Origin of the sequence: Peribacillus sp. NPDC097197 (genome assembly GCF_050278025.1) — a bacterium.
Taxonomy (GTDB): Bacteria; Bacillota; Bacilli; order Bacillales; family DSM-1321; genus Peribacillus.
This window is the reverse complement of the sequence record NZ_JBNNST010000009.1, coordinates 118,371-144,941: the sequence shown is the minus strand read 5'-3', so window position 1 is coordinate 144,941 and position 26,571 is coordinate 118,371. Positions and strand designations below refer to the sequence as shown.

Sequence of the window (26,571 nt, the reverse complement as noted above, 5' to 3'; positions counted from 1 at the left end):
ATAGGAAAATTTTATAGACTGCCTAAGTAAATGTCCTAATCTGCACAAAAGTATAAACAATATTCACCATTTTGGTTTTGTTACCTTACATTCTGCTTCAAATAGTCTAATGCAAAAAGGGATCCCCAAAATGAGAATCCCTTTTCTTTAGTCATTTAATTCTTCAATAGAATCGATATCCATATAGGTTGGTACCACTAACCCGAGTTTCGTACCTTTCAAGTTTGGCCCAAGATCTACAATATCTCCTTTGTATTCTTCGTAATATTCAGCTGAAGTGGTTGGTAGCCAGGCGGCAACCATAGCATCAGCGCTACCATTTGCGATTCCTGCGAACATAGGACCTATCTCTACTTGCTGTAAAGTAACCTTGAACCCTTGTTGTTCCAGAACCTTTCCAATTACATGGGTGCTAGCGATTTCTGATTCCCATGCTACGTAAACTAGACTGATACTTTCTCCATTTCCTTTTTGTGCCCCGTCTGTCCACTCTGCTACTTGTTTTGGATGTGCCGCTATCCATTTTTCTGCAGCTTCTTCGGGTTCGATTCCAGTTGCTGTATCTGCCATCACTTCTTCCATATCACTCGATTTCCAGAAGAATTGATCCAGTACGGTATGGGCTCCTTTCGCATCCTTTTCAAGGCCTTTTCTAGTAATGGTATGAATGTCTTCATCTTTACCATAGGAGTTTTTGGGGTCTTCAAGATATTTCAAGTCGAATGATTGAAACATCCAGTGCGGTGTCCAGCCAGTTACAATGATGGGTTCTTTATTGCCATAAGCTTTTTTCAATTCCGCGGTCATGGCAGCTGATGATCCTTCAACAAGGGTCCAATCATCCAGGTTATAATCTTCCATAGCCTTTTTGGTGGATTTCATGATTCCTGCTCCTGGGTCAATACCGATAATTTCATAATCGGTCAGACTGCCTACACTACCTGAATTCTCCTCGGAAGGGTTCTCTCCTTGTAAAGAAGCAAAAATACAGGCACCTAGAAACAAGACACCAAAAACTGAGAAGACGATTCGTTTACTCAAAAAATTCGTATAGGCAGGATTTCGTAGGTTTTGTGTAATTCGGTCTAGGATAACGGCGATTATGACAATAGACAAACCCGCTTCAAACCCTTGTCCTACTTTGATCTGAGCTACAGCACGATAAACTTCTGCACCTAGACCTGGTGCTCCTACCAAGGAAGCTATAACAACCATGGAGAGAGCTAACATAATGCTTTGATTAATGCCGGCAAAAATGGTTGGCGCAGCCAATGGTAATTGAACTTTGAGTAATTTTTGATTATTTGTTGAACCGAACGCATCAGAAGCTTCAATTAATTCTTTCGGAACTTCCTGTATGCCAAGATTGGTTAAGCGAATTGTCGGTGCAACTGCAAAGATAATCGAAGCGAAAATACCAGGAACAACCCCAATTCCAAAAAATAAGATGGCTGGAATCAAATATACGAAAGCTGGCATTGTCTGCATGAAATCCAGAGTTGGAATGATGATTTTTCTCGCAGTAGGACTTTGGGCAGCCCAAATCCCTATCGGAATACCAATCGCAATCGTTAAGATCGCCGATGAAAGAACGAGGGCCAAAGTTTGGACACTAGCTTCCCAATAACCCAGATTATCGATTAACAGGAGGGCTAATACTGTAAAAAGGCCTAACTTCCATTTACTCGTATAGGCAACTAAAAGCGTCAAAAATATAATTAAAACCAGTGGTGGCCCTATACTCAAAGCATCAACAAGGATATTTAAAATCCCTTCGATTAATCGTGTTAGAAAAGAGAATAAACCAGCGAATGTGATGGTGATCCAATCAACGATTTTATCAACCCAATTGCCTAATGGGATTCTTGTGATATTCATGTATTCACTTCCATCTCGTTCAAGGAATCTTTATTACCAGCCAAAGCACCAATGACGGCTCCACGGATAATGACTCCTTTCAATCTTTTCTCTTCATCGACTACAGATATCGGAAGTGTTGAAGTGGACATCACATCTAGTATTTCAATGAGTAATTGGTCTTCCTTAGCTAGCGGTATATCAGTTGTCATGACCTCTGATATAGGTTGATGGCTGTCTATAGCTTTAAGGGCCTGCTCAGCTGTAATGGCGCCCAATAACCTTAGCCTTCGATCTACTACAAAGATACTTGAATATCCTTGCTTCCGCATAATTTCCAATGCAACCCTTGGACCACGGTCCACACTGATTTTCTCTGCTCTTTTCATAACATGGGAAGCGGTTAATACCTTCGATAAATCTACATCTTCAACGAATTTCTCAACGTATTCATTTGCAGGGTTCATCATGATCTGTTCAGGTGTCCCGAGCTGGATGACGCTTCCATCCTTCATCAATGCGATTCTATCACCAATCCGTAAAGCTTCATCCAAATCATGTGTGATGAAAATGATGGTTTTCTTAAATTGGTCTTGTATCTCAAGTAATTCATCTTGCATATCTTTTCGAATTAGCGGGTCAAGCGCACTGAATGCTTCATCCATTAAGATGATATCAGTATGGCTAGCAAGTGCCCGGGCTAAGCCGACACGTTGCTGCATCCCACCGCTCAATTGGGAGGGTACCTGATTTTCATACCCTTTTAGTCCCACAACCTCTAGGGATTGCATCGCCCTTTTTTCTCGTTCTTCTACCGGCACTTTTTGTATTTCTAATCCAAACTCGGTGTTTTCCAAGATCGTTTTATGAGGGAATAAAGCAAAGTTTTGAAACACCATACTAATTTTTTTTCGTCTAACTTCCCTTAAACGAGAAGCATTCATTTTAACAATGTCTTCATTATTGATGAGGATTTCTCCCCTAGTAGGTGAAATTAAACGATTGAACATTCGAATTAAGGTGGACTTCCCGCTTCCAGATAGCCCCATGATCACGAAGATTTCACCCGGATAGATTTCGAAGTTCACTTTATTGACACCAACTGTTTGACCAGTTTCTTTTAAAATTTCCTTTTTGGATTTCCCTTTCTCCAATAAATCGATGGCTGCTTTTGGAGACTTACCGAAGATCTTTGATACATTCCTAACCGTTACAATTGGTTCTTCCATCAACTCACCTCTTCATTCATCATGTGTTCTTAACGAGTTATGTATAGAATGTGCTTCCAAACCAAATACATTCGTATGCAACTAAGTATGTACAATCATCCCATCGAGGATTCAGGAACTTTTTAGACCCACCGGATGTGAAAAGGAATGTTCTATAAGGCTATGTTCTTATCTGGCATACGATAAAAAAACACAGCAAGTACACTGTGTTTAAGAAATTTCCACTATATTTTCTCAATCCCTCATGTTAATAATTACTGTCCAGAAGAAGCAATAAAGGTACGCAGAACTTGTTCAGTCAGCATCTCTAACAGTTCAGCTCCACGTTCCATAGCTTCTTGTAGTGACATAGGTTCGTTGACAAGGCTATGCACACTTGTAAATCCATGTTGATATAAAGCATCAACTCCTTTGCCTATTGAGCCTGCTAGGGCAAATACAGGGATTCTTAGTTTCTTCGCTTCTTCAGCCACTCCCATTGGCGTCTTCCCTGATGTCGTTTGAACATCGATTTGTCCCTCTCCAGTAAAAACACATTGTGCTCCCGATAACTTTTCTATAAGACTTGAATATTCCATGACGATATCGACGCCTCTTCTCGTTTTAGAAGGAAAGAAAGCTTGAAAGGCACCACCAATCCCACCCGCTGCACCAGCCCCTGCTTTATGGTGTAATTGGACACCTGTCTTGATTTCCACCAGATCCGCCCAGGTCGATAAAGCCTCTTCCAACATTTCAACCATGTCTGGGGTTGCCCCTTTTTGCGGACCGAATACTTTAGTTGCCCCATCGGCTCCAATCAACGGATTTTGGACATCTGTAGCAATGATGAATTCACATTCAGCTATTCTTGGATCGAAATCATGCATCTCAATCGCTGTAATGCGTGATAGTTCCGCTCCTCCATATCCGATTTCTACCCCTTCTTTATCTAAAACCTTCAGCCCTAACGCTTGGAGCATACCGACACCAGCATCATTTGTGGCGCTACCACCGATGGCTAATATGAATTTTCGATACCCGTCATTTAGCGCTTGATGAATAAGCTCACCCGTTCCATAAGTCGTCGCAATTAAAGGATTCAGCTTATTGGGTTCAACTAGACATATACCGGATGCAGTAGCCATTTCGACTACACAGGTTTCTTCATCTCCTAAAACCCCATAGGCAGCTTGTACTTTGTTTAATAGTGGTCCATTTACTAGTACGTCAACTCTTTGACCATGTGTCGCAGCTATTAGACTTTCCATCGTTCCCTCACCGCCATCAGCCATGGGGACTACTACTGTTTCTGCCGCAGGCAAAACCCTTTTAACGCCACGCTCCATTGCCTGTGCCACCTCAGGGGCCGTCAAACTTCCTTTAAAGGAATCTGGTGCAAGAACGATTTTCATAATTCCATCTCCTTCCTAAGCGGTTTATATATACAGTTAATTATAAACTTAATAGACGGATTATTCCTTCTTCTATTGAATCACGCAGTAAACGGGGACCATGAGGAAAAAATGAAGCGCATGTGCCCCCATTGGATAATTGTATAAATGCAGGAAGGACCGCGTAGATTAAACGATATAGTTCTGCATATAGGAGGGGTAAAATGGATGTCATAGCCAATCTTTTGATTATCTTGGGATTCGCTCTTGTCTTTATCATTATAATTATGGCTGTCCTGATGTTGATTTACATGATTTTCTTTGACCGAAACCAGAAGCATCATGCAATACTTAGAAACTATCCCGTACTCGGAAGGGTTCGCTATTTCTTGGAAAAAATCGGACCAGAAATGCGGCAATATTGGTTTAACAGTGATAATGAAGGGAAACCTTTTTCCCGTGATGAATACGAGCATATGGTTAAAGGTTCTAAATATTTAAGAGATGTGGTAGGGTTTGGTTCAAAACGTGATTTTGATGAGGAAGGTCTTTTTGTTCGAAATAGTATGTTCCCAAAACTAGCCGAAGAAGAGAAATACGATAGGGAAACAAAAGTGAAAACCAAAAGGTATATCCTCCTAAAAGATCCTCTCTTTTCGCAAAGAGAGGAAAAATGGGAAGATGAAGAATCACTTGCCTTTTTATTGCACGACAATGATACGGTAGTTATAGGCCCAAACGTAAAATACCCATTTAAATTAAAAGGTCTTATCGGAATGTCTGCGATGAGCTATGGATCTCTGGGTAAGAATGCTATTACAGCTTTGTCTGAAGGGTTAGGCATGGCTAAAGGTACTTGGATGAACACGGGTGAAGGTGGTTTGTCTCCTTATCATTTAGAAGGTGGAGTGGATATCATCATGCAAATCGGCCCCGCAATGTTTGGCGTACGGGATAAGTTTGGTGAGATGGATTGGGATGAACTGAAAAGGAAAAGCGAAATTCCACAAATCAAGGCATTTGAAATAAAATTAGCTCAAGGAGCTAAAACTCGCGGAGGACATATCGATGCAGAAAAGGTAAATCTTGAAATTGCCGAAATACGAAAAGTTGAGCCTTATAAATCGATAGATAGCCCGAATCGTTTTCATCAATTTAGTGATGTAGGTACTTTATGTGAATTCATTGAAAAAATCAGGAATCATACAGGGATACCAGTAGGAATCAAGATGGTCATCGGGGGAAATGATAGTGTCGAGGAATTGGCTAAATATATGAAAGATACTGGAAAAGGGCCTGATTTCATTTCATTGGATGGTGGGGAAGGCGGTACGGGAGCTTCATATCAGGAATTGATTGATAGCGTAGGATTGCCTATTAAATCGGCGTTACCCATTCTTGTATCAACCCTTGAGAAATATGGAGTAAGGAATCAGGTTAAAATCATTGCCTCAGGAAAATTATTCACCCCGGATCGGATAGCAATTGCTTTAGCCATGGGAGCTGATTTGGTCAATATTGCCCGGGGATTCATGATAGCGATTGGTTGTATACAGACAATGAAATGTCAATCCAACGCATGTCCAGTCGGAGTAGCGACAACTGACCCAGACTTGCAAAAGGCACTGGTCATTGACGAAAAGAAGTACCGGGTCGTTAACTTTCTTGTCACTTTACGAAAAGGTCTTTTTCGTATATCGGCTGCTGCTGGTTTAGATTCACCTGTCGATTTTCAACCAAAGCATATTAGCTATAAAGATGAAAAAGGCATCGTAACTTCATTGGAAAATATCATGCACGAAGTAAAAGAAAAAATAGCCACACAATAACGTCTACTCCTACACTTTATTTTCATAAAAGAAAAGGGCCTCCCGACGAGAGACCCTTTTCATATATATATCAAGAATTAGGCATTTAAACGAAAATCCACTTTTTCCTCTTCAGGTTTCTTGTTCTTGTCTACCAACTGACCATGGCGATAATAGACATACACCGCAGAAATAAAACCTATTATTGAGAGAAAAGCATCGAAAATGAATATGATAGATATATTCCCACTTTTCGACATCATCCCTGTGATAAGCGGCATGACAATTGATGCCAATCCAGCTGCGGTTGCAACAAATCCTGTAACGGTCCCTTTTTTCTCCCAAAAGAATTCAGTCATAATTGTAATGGCTAATTGGAAAACGCCTGCAGTAGAAAGGCCAATAAAAAAGGCTGTAATGGACACGATGATAGGTATCTTAACTAAAAGGATCGTCAAAATAGAAATAAAGGTAATAATCGGATAAACCATGATGACGGTAATTGGTTGTAAAAATTTCTTTAGCAATACAGATAGAACCAAAACGGAAATGAGAGCACCCAAACTATAATAACTTAATAGTTTTATTGAATTGGCCATACTCATGCCTACCGTTTCCTGTCCATATGATGGAAGCCATATTTGGGAAACGGTGAACAAGCCAGTCGATGTAAACCCAATTAAAATAAGGGCAAATCCCTCTTTCCTCAACACCGGTTTCCCTTTGAACTTGCTCTTCTTTGTATTATTCTCGGAAATGCTGGCATTACCTTTTGGGTTACTCGGGAAAGATACAGTAAATAAAAATAGCATATTGATTAAATAAATAGCAGCAGGTATAAAGAAGGCGTATCCGTAAAACATATCATGATCTGAGATAAATAGAATCATGAAAGGAAGAAGGAATGCTCCTGCAGACATAAAGGCTTTAACTAAAACACTAGCAGAGCCAGCTGAATTAGGAAAAATCTCGATCAGACCCGGATATGAACCGGCATCCATCGATGAATTGGCAACACCTGCGAGTATTGCAAAAACAAAAGCCAATTGATAACTCGGGGACAGGGGAATCCCGATTAGAAAAATGCCCATACCGAATGCAGAGGCATAGACTAGCGGTTTCCGCCCGATTTTATCTGATAAATAACCAGTATAGGCATATGTAAGCAATTTCCCTACTCCGATAGCAGCAATAATATAACTAATACCAGCACTATCCGTATCCCATTGCTCCGATAAATAAGACATATTCGATGCCAGCATGATATTCACCATACCAAGCAAGAAATAATTCATATAAACTCCTGTTGCGGTATTCAAATGCCTGTTCTTCATTCTCAAAACTCCCAACTAATTAGTGACAGAGAATCAACTTTAAATTTTCTGAATAATATAATTATATAACACTTTCCATCATATTACGATACCCCGTCATGTAAATAACGCCATATTTCATATTTTTAATGAGTATGAATAATCTCCATCTCTTTAGTGCTGTCCTATTTTCCTAACTTAAAGAATTATACGTATCGATCAGCAGATTAAGTTGTTTAATATCCTCTCTTCCTCTGATTCCTCTGCAAAGATCCGCCATCTTTTGTAACATGATTATTTGTTGTTCATATTTAAAAGCTTTATTATTGCTCTCCACTCTACTAGTCTTTTTATCGACATTCGAAATTATTAATCCTAAAAGCCGGTTTTTAATTTTCATTTGATTAGTAAGCTCTTTAACGAAATGTTCTTTCTTTGCTTTATCCCAAAATAATACTTTGTCCACGGAGTACCCTCTTCCTTTCACTTGATTATTAGTATAAACTTCGAAACAAAAAAAGAATAATGGTAAATCTCAACTTCAATTGTAAGATTACAATGGGATAGAACAATGTTGGCAGTTTTTTAATATTGAATATATTGGGTCAAAACGATAAAAAAGCTCATAAAATGAGCTTAATCATTAAATCGATTGGTAATACCAAATCCCATCTCTTTTATATTTTCGGCATTTTCCTTTGGAATGGAGATACTCTAGGTGAGCCAATGTCTCCCCAATTGCAAACCGAGATTCGTGAGTCGATAGGTGTTTGAACAGAATCTTACAAGCAGCTTGTATAGTGGTCGGTTCTTTCATATTTTCATAGGCTACATGTAACCGTTCTTGGTGGTGATCTAATAATTCCGTAATTCTTTTATTTGCGTCTTTGAAGGGCTTTCCATGTGAAGGAATCACATAGTCTACATGTAACTTCTGAATTTTCTTTAAGGAAGTAAAAAAAGCCTCCAACGGATTGCTGATTCCTTGAAACCAATAAGATATGTTTGGAGAGATTCTCGGCAATATATGGTCAGTAGAAAAAAGAATGCTGTTTTCCTTATTGTATAAAGTAATTAACCCGTCTGAATGTCCTGGTGTAAAAATCACCTCATACTCTAGCTTGCCAAATAAAATCTTCATTCCTTCCTCAAGATGATGGTTAACCGTGGGATAGGGCTTTACCTTTGGAATAAAGCTGCTTTCATCACTAGATAAGGCTTGGGCTAAATCCTCTTCCATACCGCATGATTCATAATTAGATTTCAGGAAATCGAGTGTTTCAGGTTCCCAATAGGTAGTGCCTGCTTTTTCATCCACTTCCGTCATCCACACATCAGCACCTGTTAACCGTTGTAAATGACCTGCATACCCAAAGTGGTCGGGATGATAATGAGTAAGGATAATATCCCCTATTTCATGTTTTTCGATTATCGGTTTCCATATATCACGTGCTGTTTGGTTGTTTAATCCTGCATCGATAATTGTCCACCCATTCGCTCCTTCGGCTAAAAAACAATGCACGTGATCTAACCTAAAAGGCAATGGAATCGTCACTTGTGTAACTCCCAATTCATTCAGCAAATATAATTACGCTCCTTCTAATTCCGGATTTTTTATATTAAATAAAAAGAGTACTAAATAAAATTTCAATGTTATTTACTAATTCGGCACTTTTTCAATAGTTCCTTTAATTTGGTTATGACAAACAAAAAGAAAAGGATGCACATGAATGACCCCCATCATTGTTTGATGGGGGTCATTCACCTATTTTATTGTTCTTCTTCGATTGTTTCATTGAGGTTAAAGAGAAAATGGTAAGTTAGTTGGAACGCCTCGCCTAACGTCATCTCATCCTTAAATCCTTGTACAGCATTCAAGGCGAAATTAACATCCCATAGGCCGTCACCTTGGTTAAACATCATGCTGAATGTCCCAATATCTCCTTGAAGTTCTTGATTGAAATAGGCTTTAAGTGCATCTCCCATTTTTTTCTGGAATTTCAAACCGAACATGGCGTTATAAGTGCCGAATACATCATCTACTTCCAAAGAAAGTGCCTCAACTCCAATTAAATCAAACCAAGATGATTCAAAGTAAAGGAATTCATTTTTATTCATTTTTAAGTATTCAAGAGGCTGAGTTAGAAATGCAGTGGTTTCTTCCTTAATCAATTCTTCGGTTTCTTTATCACTGAGTTCGATATACGCATCAGTAAAGCGGGCTGTGCTATCGATATCTACTATAGTTATATCATCAGCGACTAACTGATGCTTTTTTACATATGCCTTTTCTTCTGTATATAACTCAATCGTATCTCCATTCAAAGTCTTCGATATGTATGTTTCCATTTGTTTTCTTAACATCGGTATTCGTCCTCCTAATATCTTTTCAAGCCTTTTCCTCTTAATCATAGCATAACTTATAGAGATAAAATAACTGTGTGAATAATCAAATACCATTCAAGATGTAGCAATCGGATAGTGACTTCGCTATAGTTATAGAAGAACGTTTACACATATGAAAGAAATGGGATGTTTATATGCAAAAAATCATTATAGTAGGGGCGGGGATTTTAGGAGCATCCACTGCCTACCAGCTTGTGAAAAAAGGCGCTGAAGTAGTCATTATAGATCGTCAAGATAATGGGCAAGCCACCGCTGCTGCGGCAGGTATCGTTTGTCCTTGGATATCGCAGAGACGTAATAAAGCATGGTACCATCTTGCTAAAAATGGGGCCCGCTTTTATCCAAGTTTAATTAAAGAGCTTGAAAATGATGGGGAAACAGAGACAGGCTACGCTAAAGTAGGGGCCATCAGCTTACATACTGATGAAGAAAAACTGATGGGCATGCAAAAAAGAGCGACAAAGCGTAAGGAAGACGCTCCTGAAATTGGTGATATCACTATGCTCAGTGTGGAAGAAACACGTGCTCTCTTCCCACCACTTTCGGATGAGTATGCTGCGGTTCATATAAGTGGTGCGGCACGGGTTGATGGTCGCGCGTTACGAGATAGTCTATTGCGTGCGGCACAAAAAAATGGAGCGACATTGATTCATGGTGATGCTTCACTGAACTTCGAAGAAAATTCTGTAACTGGTGTAATGGTTGAAGGCAATAGCATGGTTGCGGATAAAGTAATTGTCTGTGCAGGTGCATGGGCGTCTCATTTACTTGAACCATTAGGAGTAAACTTTCAAGTTAGCTTCCAAAAGGCGCAGATTATCCATCTAGCATTACCAAATAGCAACACAAATAACTGGCCTGTCGTAATGCCCCCTAGCGATCAATACATATTAGCTTTCAATGAAAATAAAATTGTAGCAGGAGCCACTCATGAAAATATGGAGGAATTTGATTACCGAATGACGGCAGGAGGTATGCAGGAGGTTTTTGATAAAGCTTTACATACTGCGCCAGGTTTAGCCGAGAGTACATTTACTGAAGCAAGAGTCGGCTTCCGTCCCTTTACCCCTGGCTTCCTTCCGGTCATTGGCCCCCTTCCTGATTGGGATGGCATCATCGTAGCCAATGGACTTGGTGCTTCTGGTTTAACAATGGGACCTTATATTGGATCTCAACTGGCGAACCTTGCTCTTGACAGGGAATTAGACATTGATTTAGAAAACTATGACGTAAAGGGTGCAATAATGTAAATCTTCATTTCGACTTAAGTAGAACAAAAAGACCAAGGAATAGATTAATTCCTTGCAGTTTGTAGACAAAAGGGGTTCGGAATGGTTTCATTCCGAATCCCTTTTGATATTTTCTTGGAATTTTGCTCAAGATTAAGAGCTTGGGTCTCTACGAGCCCACTATATTAGGCCATTTTTGAATCTCGCCATGTCCAATTGGCCATCTTCTTTAAATTCATGGCAGCGAAAGTAAGCATCGCCTGCATCGACAATTTTTTAAGTCCCCTTAAAGTAGTCCAACGCATACCATGCTTTTCTTTTGCATCTGCGAATACACGCTCAATCGTTTCCTTGCGTTTCGCATAGATAGGTTTTACATCTTGATGATGACGCAGGTGATCTGCTTCTTCCATATTTTCTTGCCAAATATGGCGCGTCACCACTTTTTGATGGTCTTTGCTTTCTGTACACTGTGATAAAAATGAGCATGTCTTACAAATGTGTTTGGGAGATTTATACTCGCGATATCCCTCTTTATTTGTTGTTGAGTACCTTAAAACCTCGCCCGATGGGCAAAGGTAACAGTCAAAATGTTCATCATATACATACTCATGTTTGCGGAAGAATCCTTCTTTTGTCCGTGGTCGTGTATAGGGTAAAGCCGGCGTGATTTCTTTGCCAAAAAGATAGCTTGTAATGGCTGGTGTTTTATAAGCTGCATCTGCGGCAACGGCTTCAGGTTTTCCAACTTTCTCAATCACTTGTTCAACCAGTGGCTCTAACATATGGCTATCATGCGTATTTCCAGGTGTTACAATTGTCCCTAACACAAAACCATTACGGTCTGCAGCCGTGTGAAATGAATAGGCAAACTGTTTTGTACGTTCATCTTTCACGTAGTAACCACTCTCAGGATCTGTTGTACTTTCTTTTATTTCTTTGGTTTCTTCCTTATCAAATTTATCTGGTGGAAAAGGTTTCTTTCCGTGATCTTCACGATCCTGATTTATTTCTTCTTGAAGGCGTTCTTGATATGCTCGTGTTTCCTTGCGAACGACTTTCTTTGCAAACTTTCGTTTATTTGCACTGGCTTTCACATGAGTGGAATCAACGAATACATGCTCTGCACTTATTAACTTTCTTTGGGCAGCTGTCATTAAAATGCGATAGAAAATCTGTTCAAACAAGTCAGTATCTTTAAAGCGTCGCTCATAATTTTTCCCGAACGTTGAGAAGTGAGGTACTTTATCGTGGAAACCGTAACCTAAGAACCAACGGTAAGCCATATTTGTTTCAACTTCTTCAATTGTTTTACGCATAGAACGAATACCGAAGGTATATTGAATGAATGCAAGTTTAACCAAAATAACTGGATCGATACTTGGGCGACCTACCTCAGAATACATATCTTTCACCAAATCATAAATGAAAGAGAAATCAATGGCCGCCTCAATTTTACGAACCAAATGGTTCGCTGGCACCAGTTGATCCAATGTAATCATTTCAAGTTGATCTCGTTGAATAGAATTATGTTTCGAAAGCATCCTCATCACTCCAAGTTTTAATACTTCTATTTTAAAACAAAAAAAACTGTAGGCAAAGTCGATTTTCATCGAGTTTGTCTACAGTCTGAACCCTAGGCCTAGCCTAGGGTTTTCTTTTCTACAAAAGAAAAGCTGTCGAGATTTTCTCGACAGCCTGACGAACTTGCTGGCATAGAAGTTCGTTTTTCTATTTAATGGAGTTATGATCCTGTTATTGTTACATGCTTTTAACTAGTAAATAAATAAAATAAGGTGCTCCCAAAATGGAGACAACGATACCTACTGGAAGTTCCATAGGGGCCAGGATGACTCTGCCTATCGTATCAGCGGATAACAGAAGAAGACCGCCCAATGCTGCCGTCATTGGCAGTAATCTCGTATGCCTTGGTCCCACTAATTTTCGGGCTATGTGTGGAGCAATCAAGCCTAAGAAAGTAATACCGCCACCAACGGATACACACGCGCCTGCTAAGGCCACTGAAATAAGCAATAATAGTCTGCGTTCTTTTTCGATAGGGAGACCAACCCCTATGGCAATTTGGTCACCTAATCCCATAACATCAAGTATTCTTGATTTATAGAAGGTTATCGGAATCAGGATGAGCAACCATGGTAATAAAGCCCAAACAAATGTCCAGTTCGTCCCCCAAATGGTCCCTGCCAGCCAAACGATGGTCTTCATGAAATCATTTGGCTCCATTTTCATCTGAAAAATGACCAAGCCTGCCCCAAATGCTGCATTTATACCGATACCGACCAACAATAACCTTACAGGTGTCACTCTTCCATTTTTCCACGATAGTACATAGATTAAGAAAGCGGCAAGAAATGCACCAAGTAAAGCGGTGAAAGGCATGATGAATATGGATGCCCAGCCCGTTAAGAAAGTAGTTCCCCGAAAGAAGAACATATACAATACAACGGCAAACCCTGCGCCTGAATTGATTCCGATAATCCCGGGGTCTGCTAAGGGATTTTGGGAAAGTCCTTGTAAAATGGCCCCTGAAATGGCAATTCCCATTCCGACAAGTATTGCCATGACTATACGCGGCAAACGAAATTCAAAAATGGTTAACTCGTTCTGAGGGGTGCCATCGCCCAATAGAGTTTTGATAACATCCCCTAAAGGAATTTTTATGTAGCCTGCATTAATGCTGATGAAAAAAACAAGTACGATTAAAAGGATGCTTGTAATAAGCAAAGACTTAAAGTGATTCCCCTTTTTGTACATTACATTCCGCTCCCTTCTTTACGAGCTAAATATAGGAAGAAAGGGACACCTATGATGGCCGTTATGGCTCCAACAGGTGTTTCAAACGGCGGGTTAACCAAGCGTCCTAAGATATCCGAAATTAGCAATAAGGTTCCGCCCAAAACAGCAGAGCAAGGAATGATCAAACGATAATCATTTCCTACTAAAAATCGCACAATATGCGGGATGACCAATCCAATAAAGCCGATCATTCCGGCAATCGATACTGCTGCACCTGTTAATAATAACACCACAATCGTACCAATGAACTTTATCAGGGGAATGTTTTGCCCAAGCCCTCGTGCCACTTCCTCACCCAGGCTAAGGATGGATATGGAACGTGAAAGGAATAAAGCCAACAAAAGCCCTCCCAGAATAAAGGGTAGAGCAAATGAAATGTGCTGTGGTTGGACGCTCGAGATGCTCCCTACAAACCAAAAGCTAATATCTTTTGAGACGTTAAATTTGATACCAATCGCTGTGGAAAGGGAACTTAGTAAGGAAGCAATGGCTGAACCGGCCAACGCCAACTTGACTGGAGTACTTCCACCCCTGGAAAGCGATGTGATTCCGAAGACAATGGCAGCACCCAATCCTGCACCAGCAAAAGAAAACATCATTAAACCTATATAGGTCATGCCAGGCAGAAAAGCGAGGGCAATCGCTATTAAAAAGGAAGATCCTGCGGTTACTCCCATAATGGAAGGATCGGCCAATGGATTTCTTGTCATACCCTGCATAATGGCTCCAGATACGGCTAAGGCAGCTCCTACGCATACTGCAGCAATGGCCCGGGGAAATCTTAATTCTCTAATGATGACATGAGATGAATTATTCTGATCAAATTCAAATAAGGCATTAAACACATCGCGATAATTTAAATCTGCAGCTCCAAAATTAACGGACAAGATAATGGAAATGACCATACCGCCCAAACCTACTAGTAAGATAACCATACTCACAAAGAGATTCTTATTCGTATGAAGCAATGTGGTGTGTTCCTTTAGTTTTGAATCCATATTAACAACTACTCTCTAAAAAATGATTGACAATATTACCTTTCTATAATTAAATTAGTTGATAACAATTATCATTACCAAACAAATAATAGTCTATCATATCTCTAGGGGGATTCAAATGTATAATGTCATGAGTAAGAAAAAAATCATTCAATTACTAGGCGCCGGCCTATTAGCAATATCTTTAGCTGCATGTGGTGACGATGATGCAACTAAAGACGATGTTTCGACAAGTCAAACAGATGAAACATCAAGTAAAGAAGCAGTTAAATCAAAAACACTGACGGATGCCATGGGAAATGAAGTGGTCATTCCAGCTAATCCGAAACGTATCATCGCTTCATATCTTGAAGATAATTTGGTGGCTCTTGGTATCAAGCCAGCCGCTCAATGGAGTGTAAGTGATGGAGCAGAAGTTCAAGGATATCTACAAAGTGAACTAGAGGACGTTCCAACCATTCCATATGATCTTCCATTTGAATCCGTACAAAAAGTGGAACCGGATTTAATCATTATGGATTCTGCCACCATGGTTGAAGGCGGTAAATATGACCAATATAATAAAATTGCACCTACATATGTAATCGGAAACGAAGTTAATAATGACTGGCGAGATGAATTGAAACGCGTCGGGGAAGTATTCGGCAAAGAGAACGAAGCCAAAAAGGTTTTGACGGATTATGATAAAAAAGCAAAAGAAGCAAAGGGAACCCTTGAGGAAAAAGTGGGGAATCCTTCTGTAGCTGCAGTTTGGTTAGTTGGCGGGAAATTCTTCATTGTCAGCGATAACCTTTCAAGTGGAGCTGTCATGTACGGTGACTTAGGGTTAAAAGAACCGGATGTTGTGAAGGAAATCTCCGCTAACGCAACTGGGAACTGGAGTGAAATTTCTTTAGAGAAACTAGTTGAGTTGGATGCTGAACACCTATTTTTGATCAATAGTGATGATTCCGCTGGTTCAAAAGCTTTAAGCGATACGTTATGGAAAAGCGTACCTGCTGTCAAGGCTGGGAATGTTCATGAGTTCTCTCCTAATGAAAGCTGGTTGTATACAGGTGCCATTGCTAACGGGCAAATCATTGATAATATTTTAAAAAGTTTAGTAAAATAGTATAGTGTAATAAAGGCTATCACTTTTGCGAGGATAGCCTTTATTTTTTGCGGAAGTGTGTAATTGCTCTTCCTGTTTTTGTGAGTGAATATCTACTGAAAGAAGGTCATGATATGGGCCACTTATTAACAAAAGATTTGTATGTAGGCTACCAAGATCACATCATCGTCGATAATATGAATCTTCAATTCAAGAGTAACGAAATCACTACTATAATTGGGCCGAATGGATGCGGAAAATCTACATTGCTTAAGGCTATCACTAGAATCATTCCTCATATGAGAGGAAGTGTGTTGCTAGATGGTCAGTCGATAGCAAAGGAAAATACTAAAGAATTGGCAAGGAAAATGGCCATCCTGCCGCAAACCCAAGATGCTCCTGTTGGTTTAACTGTCCAGGAGCTCGTTTCTTACGGGCGTTTTCCATACCAAAAAGGGTTTGGTAAATTATCTTTAAGAGATTATGAAATAATAGATTGGGCCCTGGAGGCCACGAATACGGCAGAATTCAAATTTCGCCCCGTCGATTCTCTTTCCGGTGGACAGAGGCAACGTGTCTGGATTGCGATGGCATTAGCTCAGGAAACGGAAATCATCTTTTTGGATGAGCCGACAACATATTTGGATATGGCACATCAACTTGAGGTACTCGAGCTGTTGAAAGATTTGAATGAAAAGCAAAATCGGACGATTATAATGGTACTGCACGATCTAAACCATGCCTCGCGATTTTCACACAACATGATTGCATTAAAAGATGGTGTCCTTGTAAAAGAAGGGCTGAGTGAAGAAGTGATGAAAAAAGAAATATTGAAAGAAGTTTTCAATATTGATGCGGAGATCGTAGAGGATCCTCGTACAGGAAAACCATTATGCATGACGTATGATTTAATTCGGAATAAATGAGGTGATAGCATGTTTTTGGTCATCAAGCGTTTTTTTGCTTATTATAAACCCTATAAAGGACTATTCATCATTGACTTTTCAAGTGCCGTTTTCATCGCCCTTTTGGAATTGATATTCCCTTTGGCCGTAAACCAGGTTATTGATGAATTACTACCGAGCAATAACTGGAGGATCATCATCCTATCTTGTGTAGGGCTCCTTGGTATCTACTTGTTGAGTACAGGGTTGCACTATGTCGTAACATATTACGGACATAAACTTGGAATTAATATCGAAACGGACCTTCGGAAAAATTTATTTTCAAAACTTCAAAAACAATCTTTCACATTCTTTGATAATAATAAAACGGGTCATTTAGTTTCTAGGATGACGAGTGATTTAATGGATATAGGAGAAGTTGCCCATCATGGTCCTGAAGATTTATTCATTGCATTCATGACCATTTTTGGTGCATTCTTCGTCATGTTTCAAATCAATTGGCAGCTAGCGGTCATCGTATTTGCCGTTGTTCCTTTTTTAATCGTTTTGTCGGTATACTTCAGCCGTAAGATGACTAAGGCGTTCCATTCCATGTTTGGTGACATTGCAAATTACAATGCCCGTATTGAAAATAATATTAGTGGCATTCGTGTTGTTCAGTCTTTCACCAAGGAATCTCACGAAATAGAGTTATTTAACCGCTCAAACTCAGAATTCCGTCATACAAAATTGTTAGCCTATAAAATCATGTCATGGAGTACCTCGATAAATTTCCTTCTGATGAAATTGGTCGCCCTAACAGTATTGGGCTGTGGTGCGTGGTATGTGATTCACGGGAAAATGACGTACGGTGAATTTGTAGCCTTTATTATGTTATCCAATATTTTCGTAGCGCCGATTCAACAAATAAGCGCCATTATTGAAACGTTACCAAAGGGGTATGCAGGGTTCAAGAGGTACCTCGAATTGGTTGATATGCTGCCGGACATCCAAGACAGGGATGGGGCAGTAACCATCGAGGGGGTTAAAGGTGATGTGACATTTGAAAATGTTTCTTTTGGGTATGACTCAAATAGAAACATCCTAAACGATATTACCTTCAGTGTGCCAGCTGGGGAGACGATTGCCATGGTAGGACCATCTGGTGGTGGAAAGACCACGATAAGCAGTTTATTGCCTCGCTTCTATGATATTCAATCAGGTAGCATAAAAATTGATGGCATGGATATCAGGGATTTCACATTAAGTTCTTTACGAAAGCATATCGGAATCGTACAGCAAGATGTATTCCTTTTTGAAGGAACGATTCGTGAGAACATCATGTATGGGAACACGAATGCTACAGACAAACAATTGAACAAGGCAATCGAGGATGCTCAATTAATGAGTGTGATTGATAATTTGCCTGAGGGGTTGGATACGCTAATCGGGGAGCGCGGTGTGAAATTGTCAGGTGGGCAAAAGCAAAGGGTTTCAATAGCCCGTATCTTCCTGAAAAATCCTCCCATTTTAATACTTGATGAAGCCACCTCGGCATTGGATACCGAAACAGAGAAGGCCGTTCAAGAGGCATTGGAGCGTCTTTCTATAAATCGAACGACCATTATCATTGCACATAGGCTAGCGACGATTAAGCATGCTGATCGGATAATCGTCGTCCAAAACGGCCAAATAAAAGAACAAGGAACTCATGAAAAATTAATTCATCACGAAGGAGCATATAAGAAATTGATTCTTGCTCAAACCGTATAATATAGCGCTCTAAAAAAGGGTTCACCAGGATATTGGTGAATCCTTTTTTTTTGATTGCAAAGAAAAAGCATTTTGTAGTAGAACATTTAAATGGGAATCACTTTGATTCCTATTAAATATGCGGATTATTGAAAATAAACAGAAATTAAGGTTGTAATTTTGAATGCAGTATAATAAAATAACTTAAAACCAACTAAACTAATTGGAATATTTATATATTTTAGGAGGATAGCTCTTGCAACAGCAAATCATTGAAGTAACCAATGTAAATAAATCGTTTTTAACTGATAAACAAACAATTCATGTTCTTGATCAAGTCTCTTTCCATGTGGAAAAAGGGGAAATCGTCACGTTACTCGGAAAAAGCGGATGTGGAAAAAGTACACTTCTCAATATGGTTGGAGGCTTTGAAAAGCCGGATGAAGGAAGCGTGATTCTAGATGGTAAATCTATAAATCGCCCAACTAAAAAGTGTGTCATGCTGTTTCAACAAATCAATCTCCTTCCATGGCGTTCGGTTCTGAAAAATGTCGAGCTTGGTCTTACTGGAGAAAAGCTATCTAATGAGGAAAAAAACGAACGGGTGATGGAAGCATTGAAGTTAGTAGGGCTTGAAGCACATCTGCATCAGTTTCCACATCAATTATCTGGCGGGATGCAACAGCGTGTTGCGATTGCACGTGCACTTTCCATTGCACCTGATGTCATTTTAATGGATGAGCCTTTCGCGGCACTGGACACATTCAACCGGTATCATTTACAAGACGAACTTCTTCGAATACAAGAAAAGAAGAAGACGACGATTTTACTTGTTACTCATGATATAGATGAAGCTGTCTATTTGTCGGACAGAATATTGATCATGGAGTCACACCCAGGGAGAATATTTAAAGATATTCCTATTAAGCTTGTAAAACCACGTGATCGGGCACATGGGGATTTTCATTATTATCGAAAGAAGATTCTAGAAGAATTCAAGTTGAGTGGTAATCAATTCGTTCCGGAGTATAACATCTGAGAGGGAGTGGGGTTTTGAGCAAGAAAAGGTGGGGTGCTTCGATACTAATGGCTTTCATTTTGCTGTTTACGACTTCATGTGCACAGCCTACACAGCAACCAGCAGGCAAACCAACTATTAAAATTGGCTATCTTCCCATTACTCATGCTGGTGTTCTCTATATGGATAACCACCTGTATGGTGGGGAGTTTGCAGAGTACAATATCGAGCTTGTTAAGTTCAGCTCCTGGCCCGATTTAATGGATGCCTTAAATACGGGTCGGGTGGAAGGTGCCTCTGTTTTAGTGGAGCTAGCTATGAAGGCGAAAGTGAAAGGTATTGATTTAAAAGCTGTTGCACTCGGTCATAAAGATGGGAATGTTATCATTTCATCGAAGGAGATTGAAAGTACAAAAGATTTAATAGGTAAAACATTTGCGATTCCTCATAAATACTCGACTCAGAATATTTTGTTGAATAAAATGCTTAAAAAAGAAGGATTGAACTATGAGGATGTGGACGTTGTCGAGATGCCTCCTGCTGAGATGCCGGCAGCACTGTCCGAAAATCGAATTTCGGGTTATGCAGTAGCCGAGCCGTTTGGAGCGATGGCCGTTCAACTTGATAAAGGGAAAGTGCTACACCAATCGGATGAAATATGGCCTAATTCGTATTGTTGTGTACTTGTTTTGAGGAATGACTTTATTCAATCCAACCAAACCGCCACCCAATCACTGGTGACACAATACGTAAAAACCAGTGAACAGGCAGAACATAAAGATAAAGATTTATTTAATTCATTTGATCAATATATGAAGGTAGAGAAAGAAGTACTCGACTTATCACTTGAATGGATATCATTTGATGGATTACGCATTGAAAAAGATGAATACAATAAGCTCCGCAATTCAGTGATCGAGATGGATTTATTTGAAAACCCGCCATCTTTTGAAGAATTCGTGGACAATACATATATTGATAAAGCGATGTGATTATGATGATGGAACTATTAAAAAAACTAATGGATTTTTTTATCGGAATGGTTGTATTAGTTCTACTATGGCAATTGATCATTTGGATAGGGGGGTATGAAGAAGCCCTCTTACCTACACCTTTAAGTGTTGGTAAAGCGATCGTTGCTCTCATAGTTAATGGAACGTTATTTGTCCACCTAAAAGTGAGCCTCGGGAGGTTTATTGCAGGTTATTTATTGGCGGTCATTCCAGCGGTTCTTTTAGGAATGTTCCTAGGTAGATCTCCTCGTCTCTGGAATATAGTGGATCCCATCGTACAAGTGCTGAGGCCGGTTTCACCGGTAGCCTGGTCCCCATTTATCGTCCTATGGTTTGGCATCGGAAACATGCCAGCAATTGCGATCATTTTCATAGCAGCGTTTTATCCTGTACTATTAACGACTGTAGCGGGGGTCAAGAAAATTGATCGTTCTTATTTGAAAATCGCGGAAAACCTAGAAATCAAGAAGCTGCAATTAATGATGAAGATTATTTTTCCAGCGGCTTTTCCTTCCGTCGTGAGTGGTCTTCACCTTGCGCTTGGTACGGCCTGGATTTTCTTGGTTGCAGGTGAAATGGTAGGTGCCCAATCAGGTCTTGGTTATTTAATCGTGGATGCAAGGAATACATTAAATCTTGATTATGTATTGGCTGGAATTGTCTTCATCGGTGTTTGCGGCTTTCTATTGGATCGATTGATTGGTTTGTTTGAGCGCTGGGTAGGCAAGCACTGGGGAAGCTTTTCAAATTAAACAGTGATTATAGTTCAAAAACTGAAAGAAACGCTAGCCCAGTGCTAAGCCTTTCTTTCAGTTTTTTCGTCTATGATATTCTTAGTGATGGTGCTGCTCAATCTTTTCCTTTTCGTCAGACGTACCTAAAGTTGTAGCTACTGTGGATACGCCTAGTATTAATACAGCCAACGACACGGTCACAATAATTGTGGAAGGAATGGCTTTCCTGAAAATGGGGTATTCTTCTTTATTCCATAGCCCGATTGCCATGATTACGCTCGCAATATAGATTGTTGTAAAAAATACAATACTTAGTTCTAGATAATTTGTTGTCATAAAGCTAAGCATTGCTCCCATCATCGCTCCCATAAATAGTGCCCCTAGGCTTTCGATGAATATTTTTACAGGCAACTTATAGGTTAATGCTATAACTAAAACCAAGCTTCCTATCATAGCGATTATGGTGGATAGCACCATGTCTGGAATCCATATAGCTACTAAAATTCCGATAATTGTACTCATGGTCATTGTCACAAACATAGCTAAACAACTAGCCATATGATTTTGTTTATAATGTTGTCGAAAGGTGAAGCCAGTTAACACCGTTAAAATTACAACAATACTAAGACTGACTAGTCCTATCATAAACTTCCTCCATTCAGTTTGTGTAAGAAGTGAAATAATGGTTTCTTAATGTGAACAGGTTGAAGAAGTATTCTTGACGGAACATGAATTTTGTTTTGCGGCACGCGGTACATCAAGCGCGGGGTTACGATCAAAGAAGCCAACAGGTTTCAATTGGAAATTTATATAGGCAGTAGGCATAACCGGCCAGTCTTCCGGACGTGTAATATGATGATGTCCCATTGTATACCATACAACGATATCCTCATTATCGATCGATCGATTTGCTTGAATATATTTGGGGAGCCCGTCTCCACCTTTATGTTGATTGGGGTAATTTCCTGTTGCATACAATTCATTACGGTTAAATTGTGTTACATGTAAATGATTTTTGATAAATCCTGCGCGCTTGATGACGCTTGCGCTTTCATGCGCAAATGGAAGGCAGTTCTCACCAGCCATAATTTTATAACCAACCGGCTGATTAACGACATTCTTTGAGTTTTTATTGATGATTTTCCATGTTCGCTGGGTTGGCATATCTAAAATACGTACAGCTTCTTTTTCATGTTGGAATGTACGTGATACTGGATAAAATGCATTTGAATATGGATTGTTCGGACCTTCTGGTTCAGCAAGTGTTTCGGTTTCCACCACTGAATTTTTCACACCATCGAGCAATGTATCCAACCGGAAGTTAAAGAAATGTTGATGATGTACAGCGTTTAAGCCAGGGGCAATTTCCGTACCGTATTTTGATTGCCCGGTTTCGTTAAATGTACCGGTATTTAATATACCTGTTAGCTTAACTTCAACCTCAATCGTACCATCTTGATAGAAGCTCCAATAGAAACCATAATCATAATTTCCTACTGTACAGAAGAATGAAATGACTAAGCGCCGTGAGCGACGTACCTCTACATGGTCAGTACGCCAGTCTGTATGTTTCCATCCGATTCCATAATCTTCTTCGTGTAGGCAAATTGCATTTTTAATCGTACGAGGACTGCCAGCCCCATCCGTTAATACCGCGTCGAAATAATGAATGTGTCCTAAACAATCACAACCTAGCTCAAGCGAATTAGCTAATTGACCCATTCCATATTCTCCGGCATCAAAAGCATTTTGTGTGTTATGTGCAAAGGATGCATCTCCATAAGGAACGACCATTTCAGACAATGCTCCGCGATATAGGATGGGCCGGTCCTTTCCTTTATCATTGTAATTCACAGTGTAAAGCACAAGTCCTTCGCGAGGGGTAAACCCGTATCGGAAACTCCATTTTTGCCATTTGATTAAATTTCCTTCTACCGTAAAACTTGCACCTTCTGGCTGAATGATCTCTAGTGGCTTCAGGTCCGTTCTAAACTCTATTGAATCACTTGTTTCAGGATAATAGTTAGCATCAACAGTAGGTATCTCACGTACACCGTAGTCTTCGATACGATCAACTTCCATTTTATTCAAATCAACGTACGCGACAATTCCTGTTAATGGATAAGCGTACCCATTATCATCCGCGAATTTTTTCTGCCAACAGATAGCACGAGCGATCCGTTTACCCTCATTTTCAGGAATATTAAAGTATCCTGCCGACCATGGGTCTACCATGATTAAATCTGGGTTATCAATTCCCCGTTTAGATAAAGCTACTTTAAAGTCAGGGTCTGCCTTAACCAAATTCTCGCATTCTAAGAACTCATCAAGCATTATTCCCGGCTGTACACCTGGGATTTCTTCAAATCGAACAATGGACGATGTATTTAATGAGACAACGACTTCAAACGTTGTCTTTAATTCGTTATCTAGTAATACTATAAAAACTTCTCGTTCGAAGTCATCTCCATCAGTGTAATTTAATACTACTTCTTTTAAAGGCTCATGTAATGTTACTGTTGGGAAGCGCACCTTTTCGCTTAAATTCTTCTCGATTTTCACTATGCTCACAGCTTTTTGAATCTCTTCAACGGTAAGTGGTGCTAACGGGTGATTTACCTTTAAAGTTTTTTCTTTTAAAATATCCACATGTAACATCTCCTTTCGTATATAAATTTATTATATAGTCAGAATATTTAGTTTACAATGTAAAAAACGGAACTAATAGTATCTAATAGTAGATTGAAAATCCCAAAGAAAATAGTCAGTATTTTTGACATGAATATAAAATTTCCTTAAAAATATATTTCTAGAGGGGTATAACCTATGGATACAGTATTTAAGCCTATTCAACCTGAGTGGAATCAAAGATTACAACATATCAACTTGCTCGAACCTACATTATTTTTAAAAAGTTCTGTTGCATATGTATACCAATTTAAAGTGTCATCAAATGTAGACCAACCGTTTTATTACCCGGAATACCTGATGGGTGTGTCGATATTATCTTTAATATGGAGGGGGATCAGGGCGATTGTTTCTTGATTCCAAGTCCCAAAATAAGGCAGGCCTATAGCTTTAAAACAAACACGACATACTTTGGCATTCGTTCACTTCCACTCCAGACATTGTTTTCTTTTGTATTATCTATGAAAGAAATCAACCAGTATATTCAGTTAGCCTTATTTGAGGTTGCCCCTTCCTTTTCCGTACTTTATAATCAACTCCTAGAAATTTCTACATTAAAGGAAAAACTACACACACTCGAATCATTTCTTCTAAGTAACTGTACTTCCCATTCACCTAATAGTGCTATTGTGAAATGTTGCATGGACATTAGCATACGTTCGAAAGGTAATATACACGTCAAGGATTTTGAAGCGCATACAGGGTACTCTGAGCGTTATTTGCGTACGCTTTTTCAAAATGAGGTCGGGATCCACCAAAACTTTTTTTGGAACTGTTGAATTTCCAATACACGCTTCAAGAAATCTATAGTGGCACATTTAATCTAGAAACGCATATTGCCGAAAGCGGTTCCTATGATACTTCTCATTTCTATAAGAAATTTAAAAAATTCACCCAAATGACGCCTTTCGAATATAGAAAGCTACTAAAAGAAGTTATTTCTTAAAGTGGTTCTTTCAAAGTGTTCTATTATTCTTTTTTTATGTAAATGAAGTCTAGCGTGTTATACAGCACTTAAGTGTTGTAGAAGAAAGATAAATTGAATGTATAGCGGGAAAATAAAGGTTGGATTAAGCCAACGAGAGATTGGCTATTTGGGGAAGATAAAAAGAGAACGTCCTGATACTTTTCAAGTGTTAGGACGTTCTCTTTTTTTATGGTGATGGATAAGTGCTTACCTTTGAAATTCTTTCTCTACTGGAACAACTTTTATGTCCTGAACTAGTTCTCCCGTTTTTTTAGAATAATAGCCTATGCTCACTTCGTCGCCTGTTACAGGGTCGATTAGTTGTTTATAGCATTTTTGCAGATGGTGGCTTCCCCAAATGATAAGTGAATTGAAGACATCTTCTAACTCTTCGCCACTTTTAGTCAATGTATAACGGTAACGAGGAGGGTGGTCCGTATAAAGTTCTGCTGTAACGAGACCTTCCTTTTCTAAGTACTTCAACCGTTCTGATAAAAGATTGGAAGAAATTCCATTTAGCGCTTTTTTTATTTCGTTAAACATGGTATGCCCGTTTAGTATTTCATGTACTACCAATAAGGTCCATCGATCACCGATGATATTAAGTGACTGTGCGATATTACAAGGCAAATCGTACCTAGTTTTCATAAGTATCCCTCCAATGTTTGATTTGATTTTACCATAGTTAGTTAAAAAACAACAAAGTTGCTTTTTTTAACTAAGTATAATAAAATAACCTTATAAAGATTTCCACTTAAAAAATACAAAGCGAGGGTTTTATCATGGGACTATTTTTAATTGAATCATCATTGAAAGATATCGTGTCAAGTAAAGAAGAACTGGATCAAAAGGTGTCAAAACTTCAAGCGGATTTAAAGGAGAGAAACGCTTCATTAGTGGAGCTTCAACTATCGAAAGATTTCTCCCGTTCATTCTTCATTATTGAAGGGGAAGACCAAAATGCTGCAACTGAGACATTAAAAGGTTCAAGTATTCCTGTGGAACTTGTGAAAGAAGTTCGCCTAGTTGGTAAGGAATTAGAAGATGTGAAGAAAAACAATGAAGTCGTCAATTATTTAGTTGAATGGAATATCCCGGAAAATCTTACGATGGATCAATACTTGGCAAGAAAGAAAAAGAATTCCGTACATTATCAAGAGGTGCCTGAAGTGGCATTCTCAAGAACGTATGTGTGTGAAGATATGACTAAATGTCTTTGCTTCTATGATGCACCTGATGAAGCTGCAATTAAGCGTGCTCGTGAAGCAGTACAAACACCCATTACTTCCATTACCGAAATTCATACAGAAACTAAATAATTTTTATTTGAGAAACGAGGGACGCCTAAACTTTAAGTTTGGGTGTCCTTTTTTACTTAAAATTATAATCTGAAAA

At 39.3% G+C, this 26,571-nt stretch carries 23 protein-coding genes; 10 read left to right on the top strand and 13 right to left on the bottom strand.

What is annotated here, in order from left to right; all coding sequences use genetic code 11:
* Positions 1 to 147: 147 nt before the first annotated feature.
* From ACQKL6_RS13780 to ACQKL6_RS13770, 3 genes are all read right to left on the bottom strand, one after another.
* A complete protein-coding gene (locus ACQKL6_RS13780) occupies positions 148 to 1,878 on the bottom strand; it encodes a glycine betaine ABC transporter substrate-binding protein (RefSeq protein ID WP_427651284.1) in 1,731 nt (576 codons plus the stop codon).
* Positions 1,875 to 3,086 (bottom strand): quaternary amine ABC transporter ATP-binding protein, encoded by a 1,212-nt coding sequence (locus ACQKL6_RS13775; RefSeq protein WP_402873005.1) that lies wholly within the window; start codon positions 3,084 to 3,086, stop codon positions 1,875 to 1,877. Before ACQKL6_RS13775 ends, ACQKL6_RS13780 begins: the two co-directional genes overlap by 4 nt.
* A 254-nt stretch (positions 3,087 to 3,340) precedes the next feature.
* Entirely contained in the window at positions 3,341 to 4,480 is a 1,140-nt protein-coding gene (locus ACQKL6_RS13770) for a glycerate kinase (protein ID WP_427651283.1), read from the bottom strand.
* Between the two features lie 203 nt (positions 4,481 to 4,683).
* Here ACQKL6_RS13770 and ACQKL6_RS13765 point away from each other — a divergent pair, with 203 nt between their 5' ends.
* A complete protein-coding gene (locus ACQKL6_RS13765) occupies positions 4,684 to 6,288 on the top strand; it encodes an FMN-binding glutamate synthase family protein (RefSeq protein ID WP_427651282.1) in 1,605 nt (534 codons plus the stop codon).
* A 77-nt stretch (positions 6,289 to 6,365) separates the two neighbouring features.
* Here the strand turns inward: ACQKL6_RS13765 and ACQKL6_RS13760 are convergent, their stop codons facing one another.
* From ACQKL6_RS13760 to ACQKL6_RS13745, 4 genes are all read right to left on the bottom strand, one after another.
* Positions 6,366 to 7,601, bottom strand: a complete 1,236-nt coding sequence (locus ACQKL6_RS13760) for an MFS transporter (RefSeq protein ID WP_427651281.1) — start codon at positions 7,599 to 7,601, stop codon at positions 6,366 to 6,368.
* Between the two features lie 172 nt (positions 7,602 to 7,773).
* Positions 7,774 to 8,046 (bottom strand): hypothetical protein, encoded by a 273-nt coding sequence (locus ACQKL6_RS13755; protein WP_402873015.1) that lies wholly within the window; start codon positions 8,044 to 8,046, stop codon positions 7,774 to 7,776.
* 177 nt (positions 8,047 to 8,223) lie between these two features.
* A complete protein-coding gene (locus ACQKL6_RS13750) occupies positions 8,224 to 9,162 on the bottom strand; it encodes an MBL fold metallo-hydrolase (RefSeq protein WP_402959404.1) in 939 nt (312 codons plus the stop codon).
* Positions 9,163 to 9,350: 188 nt separating this feature from the next.
* Positions 9,351 to 9,944 (bottom strand): branched-chain amino acid aminotransferase, encoded by a 594-nt coding sequence (locus ACQKL6_RS13745; protein WP_427651279.1) that lies wholly within the window; start codon positions 9,942 to 9,944, stop codon positions 9,351 to 9,353.
* A 176-nt stretch (positions 9,945 to 10,120) separates the two neighbouring features.
* On the opposite strand from ACQKL6_RS13745, the gene ACQKL6_RS13740 reads away from it, so the two are divergent.
* Positions 10,121 to 11,236, top strand: a complete 1,116-nt coding sequence (locus ACQKL6_RS13740) for an NAD(P)/FAD-dependent oxidoreductase (RefSeq protein WP_427651278.1) — start codon at positions 10,121 to 10,123, stop codon at positions 11,234 to 11,236.
* Positions 11,237 to 11,400: 164 nt separating this feature from the next.
* Here the strand turns inward: ACQKL6_RS13740 and ACQKL6_RS13735 are convergent, their stop codons facing one another.
* The 3 genes from ACQKL6_RS13735 to ACQKL6_RS13725 form a co-directional block, all read right to left on the bottom strand.
* Complete coding sequence (locus ACQKL6_RS13735) at positions 11,401 to 12,759, bottom strand: IS1182 family transposase (protein ID WP_427651301.1); 1,359 nt, start codon at positions 12,757 to 12,759, stop codon at positions 11,401 to 11,403.
* 217 nt (positions 12,760 to 12,976) lie between these two features.
* Entirely contained in the window at positions 12,977 to 13,990 is a 1,014-nt protein-coding gene (locus ACQKL6_RS13730; RefSeq protein WP_402872616.1) for a FecCD family ABC transporter permease, read from the bottom strand.
* Positions 13,990 to 15,030 (bottom strand): FecCD family ABC transporter permease, encoded by a 1,041-nt coding sequence (locus ACQKL6_RS13725; RefSeq protein ID WP_402872618.1) that lies wholly within the window; start codon positions 15,028 to 15,030, stop codon positions 13,990 to 13,992. Before ACQKL6_RS13725 ends, ACQKL6_RS13730 begins: the two co-directional genes overlap by 1 nt.
* A gap of 118 nt (positions 15,031 to 15,148) precedes the next feature.
* On the opposite strand from ACQKL6_RS13725, the gene ACQKL6_RS13720 reads away from it, so the two are divergent.
* The 6 genes from ACQKL6_RS13720 to ACQKL6_RS13695 all read left to right on the top strand — a co-directional run bounded on the left by ACQKL6_RS13720 (position 15,149) and on the right by ACQKL6_RS13695 (position 21,539).
* The gene (locus ACQKL6_RS13720; protein WP_402959140.1) at positions 15,149 to 16,141 is read left to right on the top strand and encodes an ABC transporter substrate-binding protein; all 993 of its coding nucleotides are present in this window, start codon (positions 15,149 to 15,151) and stop codon (positions 16,139 to 16,141) included.
* Between the two features lie 113 nt (positions 16,142 to 16,254).
* Positions 16,255 to 17,046, top strand: a complete 792-nt coding sequence (locus ACQKL6_RS13715; RefSeq protein ID WP_402873187.1) for an ABC transporter ATP-binding protein — start codon at positions 16,255 to 16,257, stop codon at positions 17,044 to 17,046.
* Positions 17,047 to 17,055: 9 nt separating this feature from the next.
* Positions 17,056 to 18,777, top strand: coding sequence for an ABC transporter ATP-binding protein (locus tag ACQKL6_RS13710; RefSeq protein WP_402872621.1), 1,722 nt, complete (start codon positions 17,056 to 17,058; stop codon positions 18,775 to 18,777).
* A gap of 235 nt (positions 18,778 to 19,012) precedes the next feature.
* Positions 19,013 to 19,795, top strand: coding sequence for an ABC transporter ATP-binding protein (locus tag ACQKL6_RS13705; protein ID WP_402872623.1), 783 nt, complete (start codon positions 19,013 to 19,015; stop codon positions 19,793 to 19,795).
* Between the two features lie 14 nt (positions 19,796 to 19,809).
* Positions 19,810 to 20,766, top strand: coding sequence for an ABC transporter substrate-binding protein (locus tag ACQKL6_RS13700; protein WP_402989515.1), 957 nt, complete (start codon positions 19,810 to 19,812; stop codon positions 20,764 to 20,766).
* 8 nt (positions 20,767 to 20,774) lie between these two features.
* Complete coding sequence (locus ACQKL6_RS13695; RefSeq protein WP_427651300.1) at positions 20,775 to 21,539, top strand: ABC transporter permease; 765 nt, start codon at positions 20,775 to 20,777, stop codon at positions 21,537 to 21,539.
* Between the two features lie 81 nt (positions 21,540 to 21,620).
* Here ACQKL6_RS13695 and ACQKL6_RS13690 read toward each other — a convergent pair whose 3' ends face one another.
* Both ACQKL6_RS13690 and ACQKL6_RS13685 read right to left on the bottom strand, forming a co-directional pair.
* Entirely contained in the window at positions 21,621 to 22,055 is a 435-nt protein-coding gene (locus ACQKL6_RS13690; RefSeq protein ID WP_427651276.1) for a hypothetical protein, read from the bottom strand.
* A 156-nt stretch (positions 22,056 to 22,211) separates the two neighbouring features.
* A complete protein-coding gene (locus tag ACQKL6_RS13685) occupies positions 22,212 to 24,170 on the bottom strand; it encodes a primary-amine oxidase (protein ID WP_402959134.1) in 1,959 nt (652 codons plus the stop codon).
* Between the two features lie 177 nt (positions 24,171 to 24,347).
* Between ACQKL6_RS13685 and ACQKL6_RS13680 the strand changes: the two genes are divergently transcribed.
* Entirely contained in the window at positions 24,348 to 24,566 is a 219-nt protein-coding gene (locus tag ACQKL6_RS13680) for a hypothetical protein (RefSeq protein WP_427651275.1), read from the top strand.
* A gap of 817 nt (positions 24,567 to 25,383) precedes the next feature.
* On the opposite strand, the gene ACQKL6_RS13675 is transcribed toward ACQKL6_RS13680, so the two are convergent.
* Positions 25,384 to 25,824: a winged helix-turn-helix transcriptional regulator gene (locus ACQKL6_RS13675; protein WP_402872632.1), complete on the bottom strand. Its 441-nt coding sequence runs from the start codon at positions 25,822 to 25,824 to the stop codon at positions 25,384 to 25,386.
* A gap of 134 nt (positions 25,825 to 25,958) precedes the next feature.
* Here ACQKL6_RS13675 and ACQKL6_RS13670 point away from each other — a divergent pair, with 134 nt between their 5' ends.
* Complete coding sequence (locus tag ACQKL6_RS13670; protein WP_402989506.1) at positions 25,959 to 26,495, top strand: DUF4242 domain-containing protein; 537 nt, start codon at positions 25,959 to 25,961, stop codon at positions 26,493 to 26,495.
* Positions 26,496 to 26,571 lie beyond the last annotated feature (76 nt).

Bases quoted from the DNA above. Each gene is read 5' to 3' on its own strand.
- ACQKL6_RS13780 (WP_427651284.1), bottom strand. From the start codon at position 1,878: ATGAATATCACAAGAATCCCATTAGGCAATTGGGTTGATAAAATCGTT.
- ACQKL6_RS13765 (WP_427651282.1), top strand. From the start codon at position 4,684: ATGGATGTCATAGCCAATCTTTTGATTATCTTGGGATTCGCTCTTGTC.
- ACQKL6_RS13760 (WP_427651281.1), bottom strand. From the start codon at position 7,601: ATGAAGAACAGGCATTTGAATACCGCAACAGGAGTTTATATGAATTAT.
- ACQKL6_RS13775 (WP_402873005.1), bottom strand. From the start codon at position 3,086: ATGGAAGAACCAATTGTAACGGTTAGGAATGTATCAAAGATCTTCGGT.
- ACQKL6_RS13680 (WP_427651275.1), top strand. From the start codon at position 24,348: ATGGATACAGTATTTAAGCCTATTCAACCTGAGTGGAATCAAAGATTA.
- ACQKL6_RS13740 (WP_427651278.1), top strand. From the start codon at position 10,121: ATGCAAAAAATCATTATAGTAGGGGCGGGGATTTTAGGAGCATCCACT.
- ACQKL6_RS13730 (WP_402872616.1), bottom strand. From the start codon at position 13,990: ATGTACAAAAAGGGGAATCACTTTAAGTCTTTGCTTATTACAAGCATC.
- ACQKL6_RS13745 (WP_427651279.1), bottom strand. From the start codon at position 9,944: ATGTTAAGAAAACAAATGGAAACATACATATCGAAGACTTTGAATGGA.
- ACQKL6_RS13720 (WP_402959140.1), top strand. From the start codon at position 15,149: ATGTATAATGTCATGAGTAAGAAAAAAATCATTCAATTACTAGGCGCC.
- ACQKL6_RS13770 (WP_427651283.1), bottom strand. From the start codon at position 4,480: ATGAAAATCGTTCTTGCACCAGATTCCTTTAAAGGAAGTTTGACGGCC.
- ACQKL6_RS13710 (WP_402872621.1), top strand. From the start codon at position 17,056: ATGTTTTTGGTCATCAAGCGTTTTTTTGCTTATTATAAACCCTATAAA.
- ACQKL6_RS13670 (WP_402989506.1), top strand. From the start codon at position 25,959: ATGGGACTATTTTTAATTGAATCATCATTGAAAGATATCGTGTCAAGT.
- ACQKL6_RS13735 (WP_427651301.1), bottom strand. From the start codon at position 12,759: ATGCTTTCGAAACATAATTCTATTCAACGAGATCAACTTGAAATGATT.
- ACQKL6_RS13695 (WP_427651300.1), top strand. From the start codon at position 20,775: ATGGAACTATTAAAAAAACTAATGGATTTTTTTATCGGAATGGTTGTA.
- ACQKL6_RS13675 (WP_402872632.1), bottom strand. From the start codon at position 25,824: ATGAAAACTAGGTACGATTTGCCTTGTAATATCGCACAGTCACTTAAT.
- ACQKL6_RS13715 (WP_402873187.1), top strand. From the start codon at position 16,255: ATGGGCCACTTATTAACAAAAGATTTGTATGTAGGCTACCAAGATCAC.
- ACQKL6_RS13725 (WP_402872618.1), bottom strand. From the start codon at position 15,030: ATGGATTCAAAACTAAAGGAACACACCACATTGCTTCATACGAATAAG.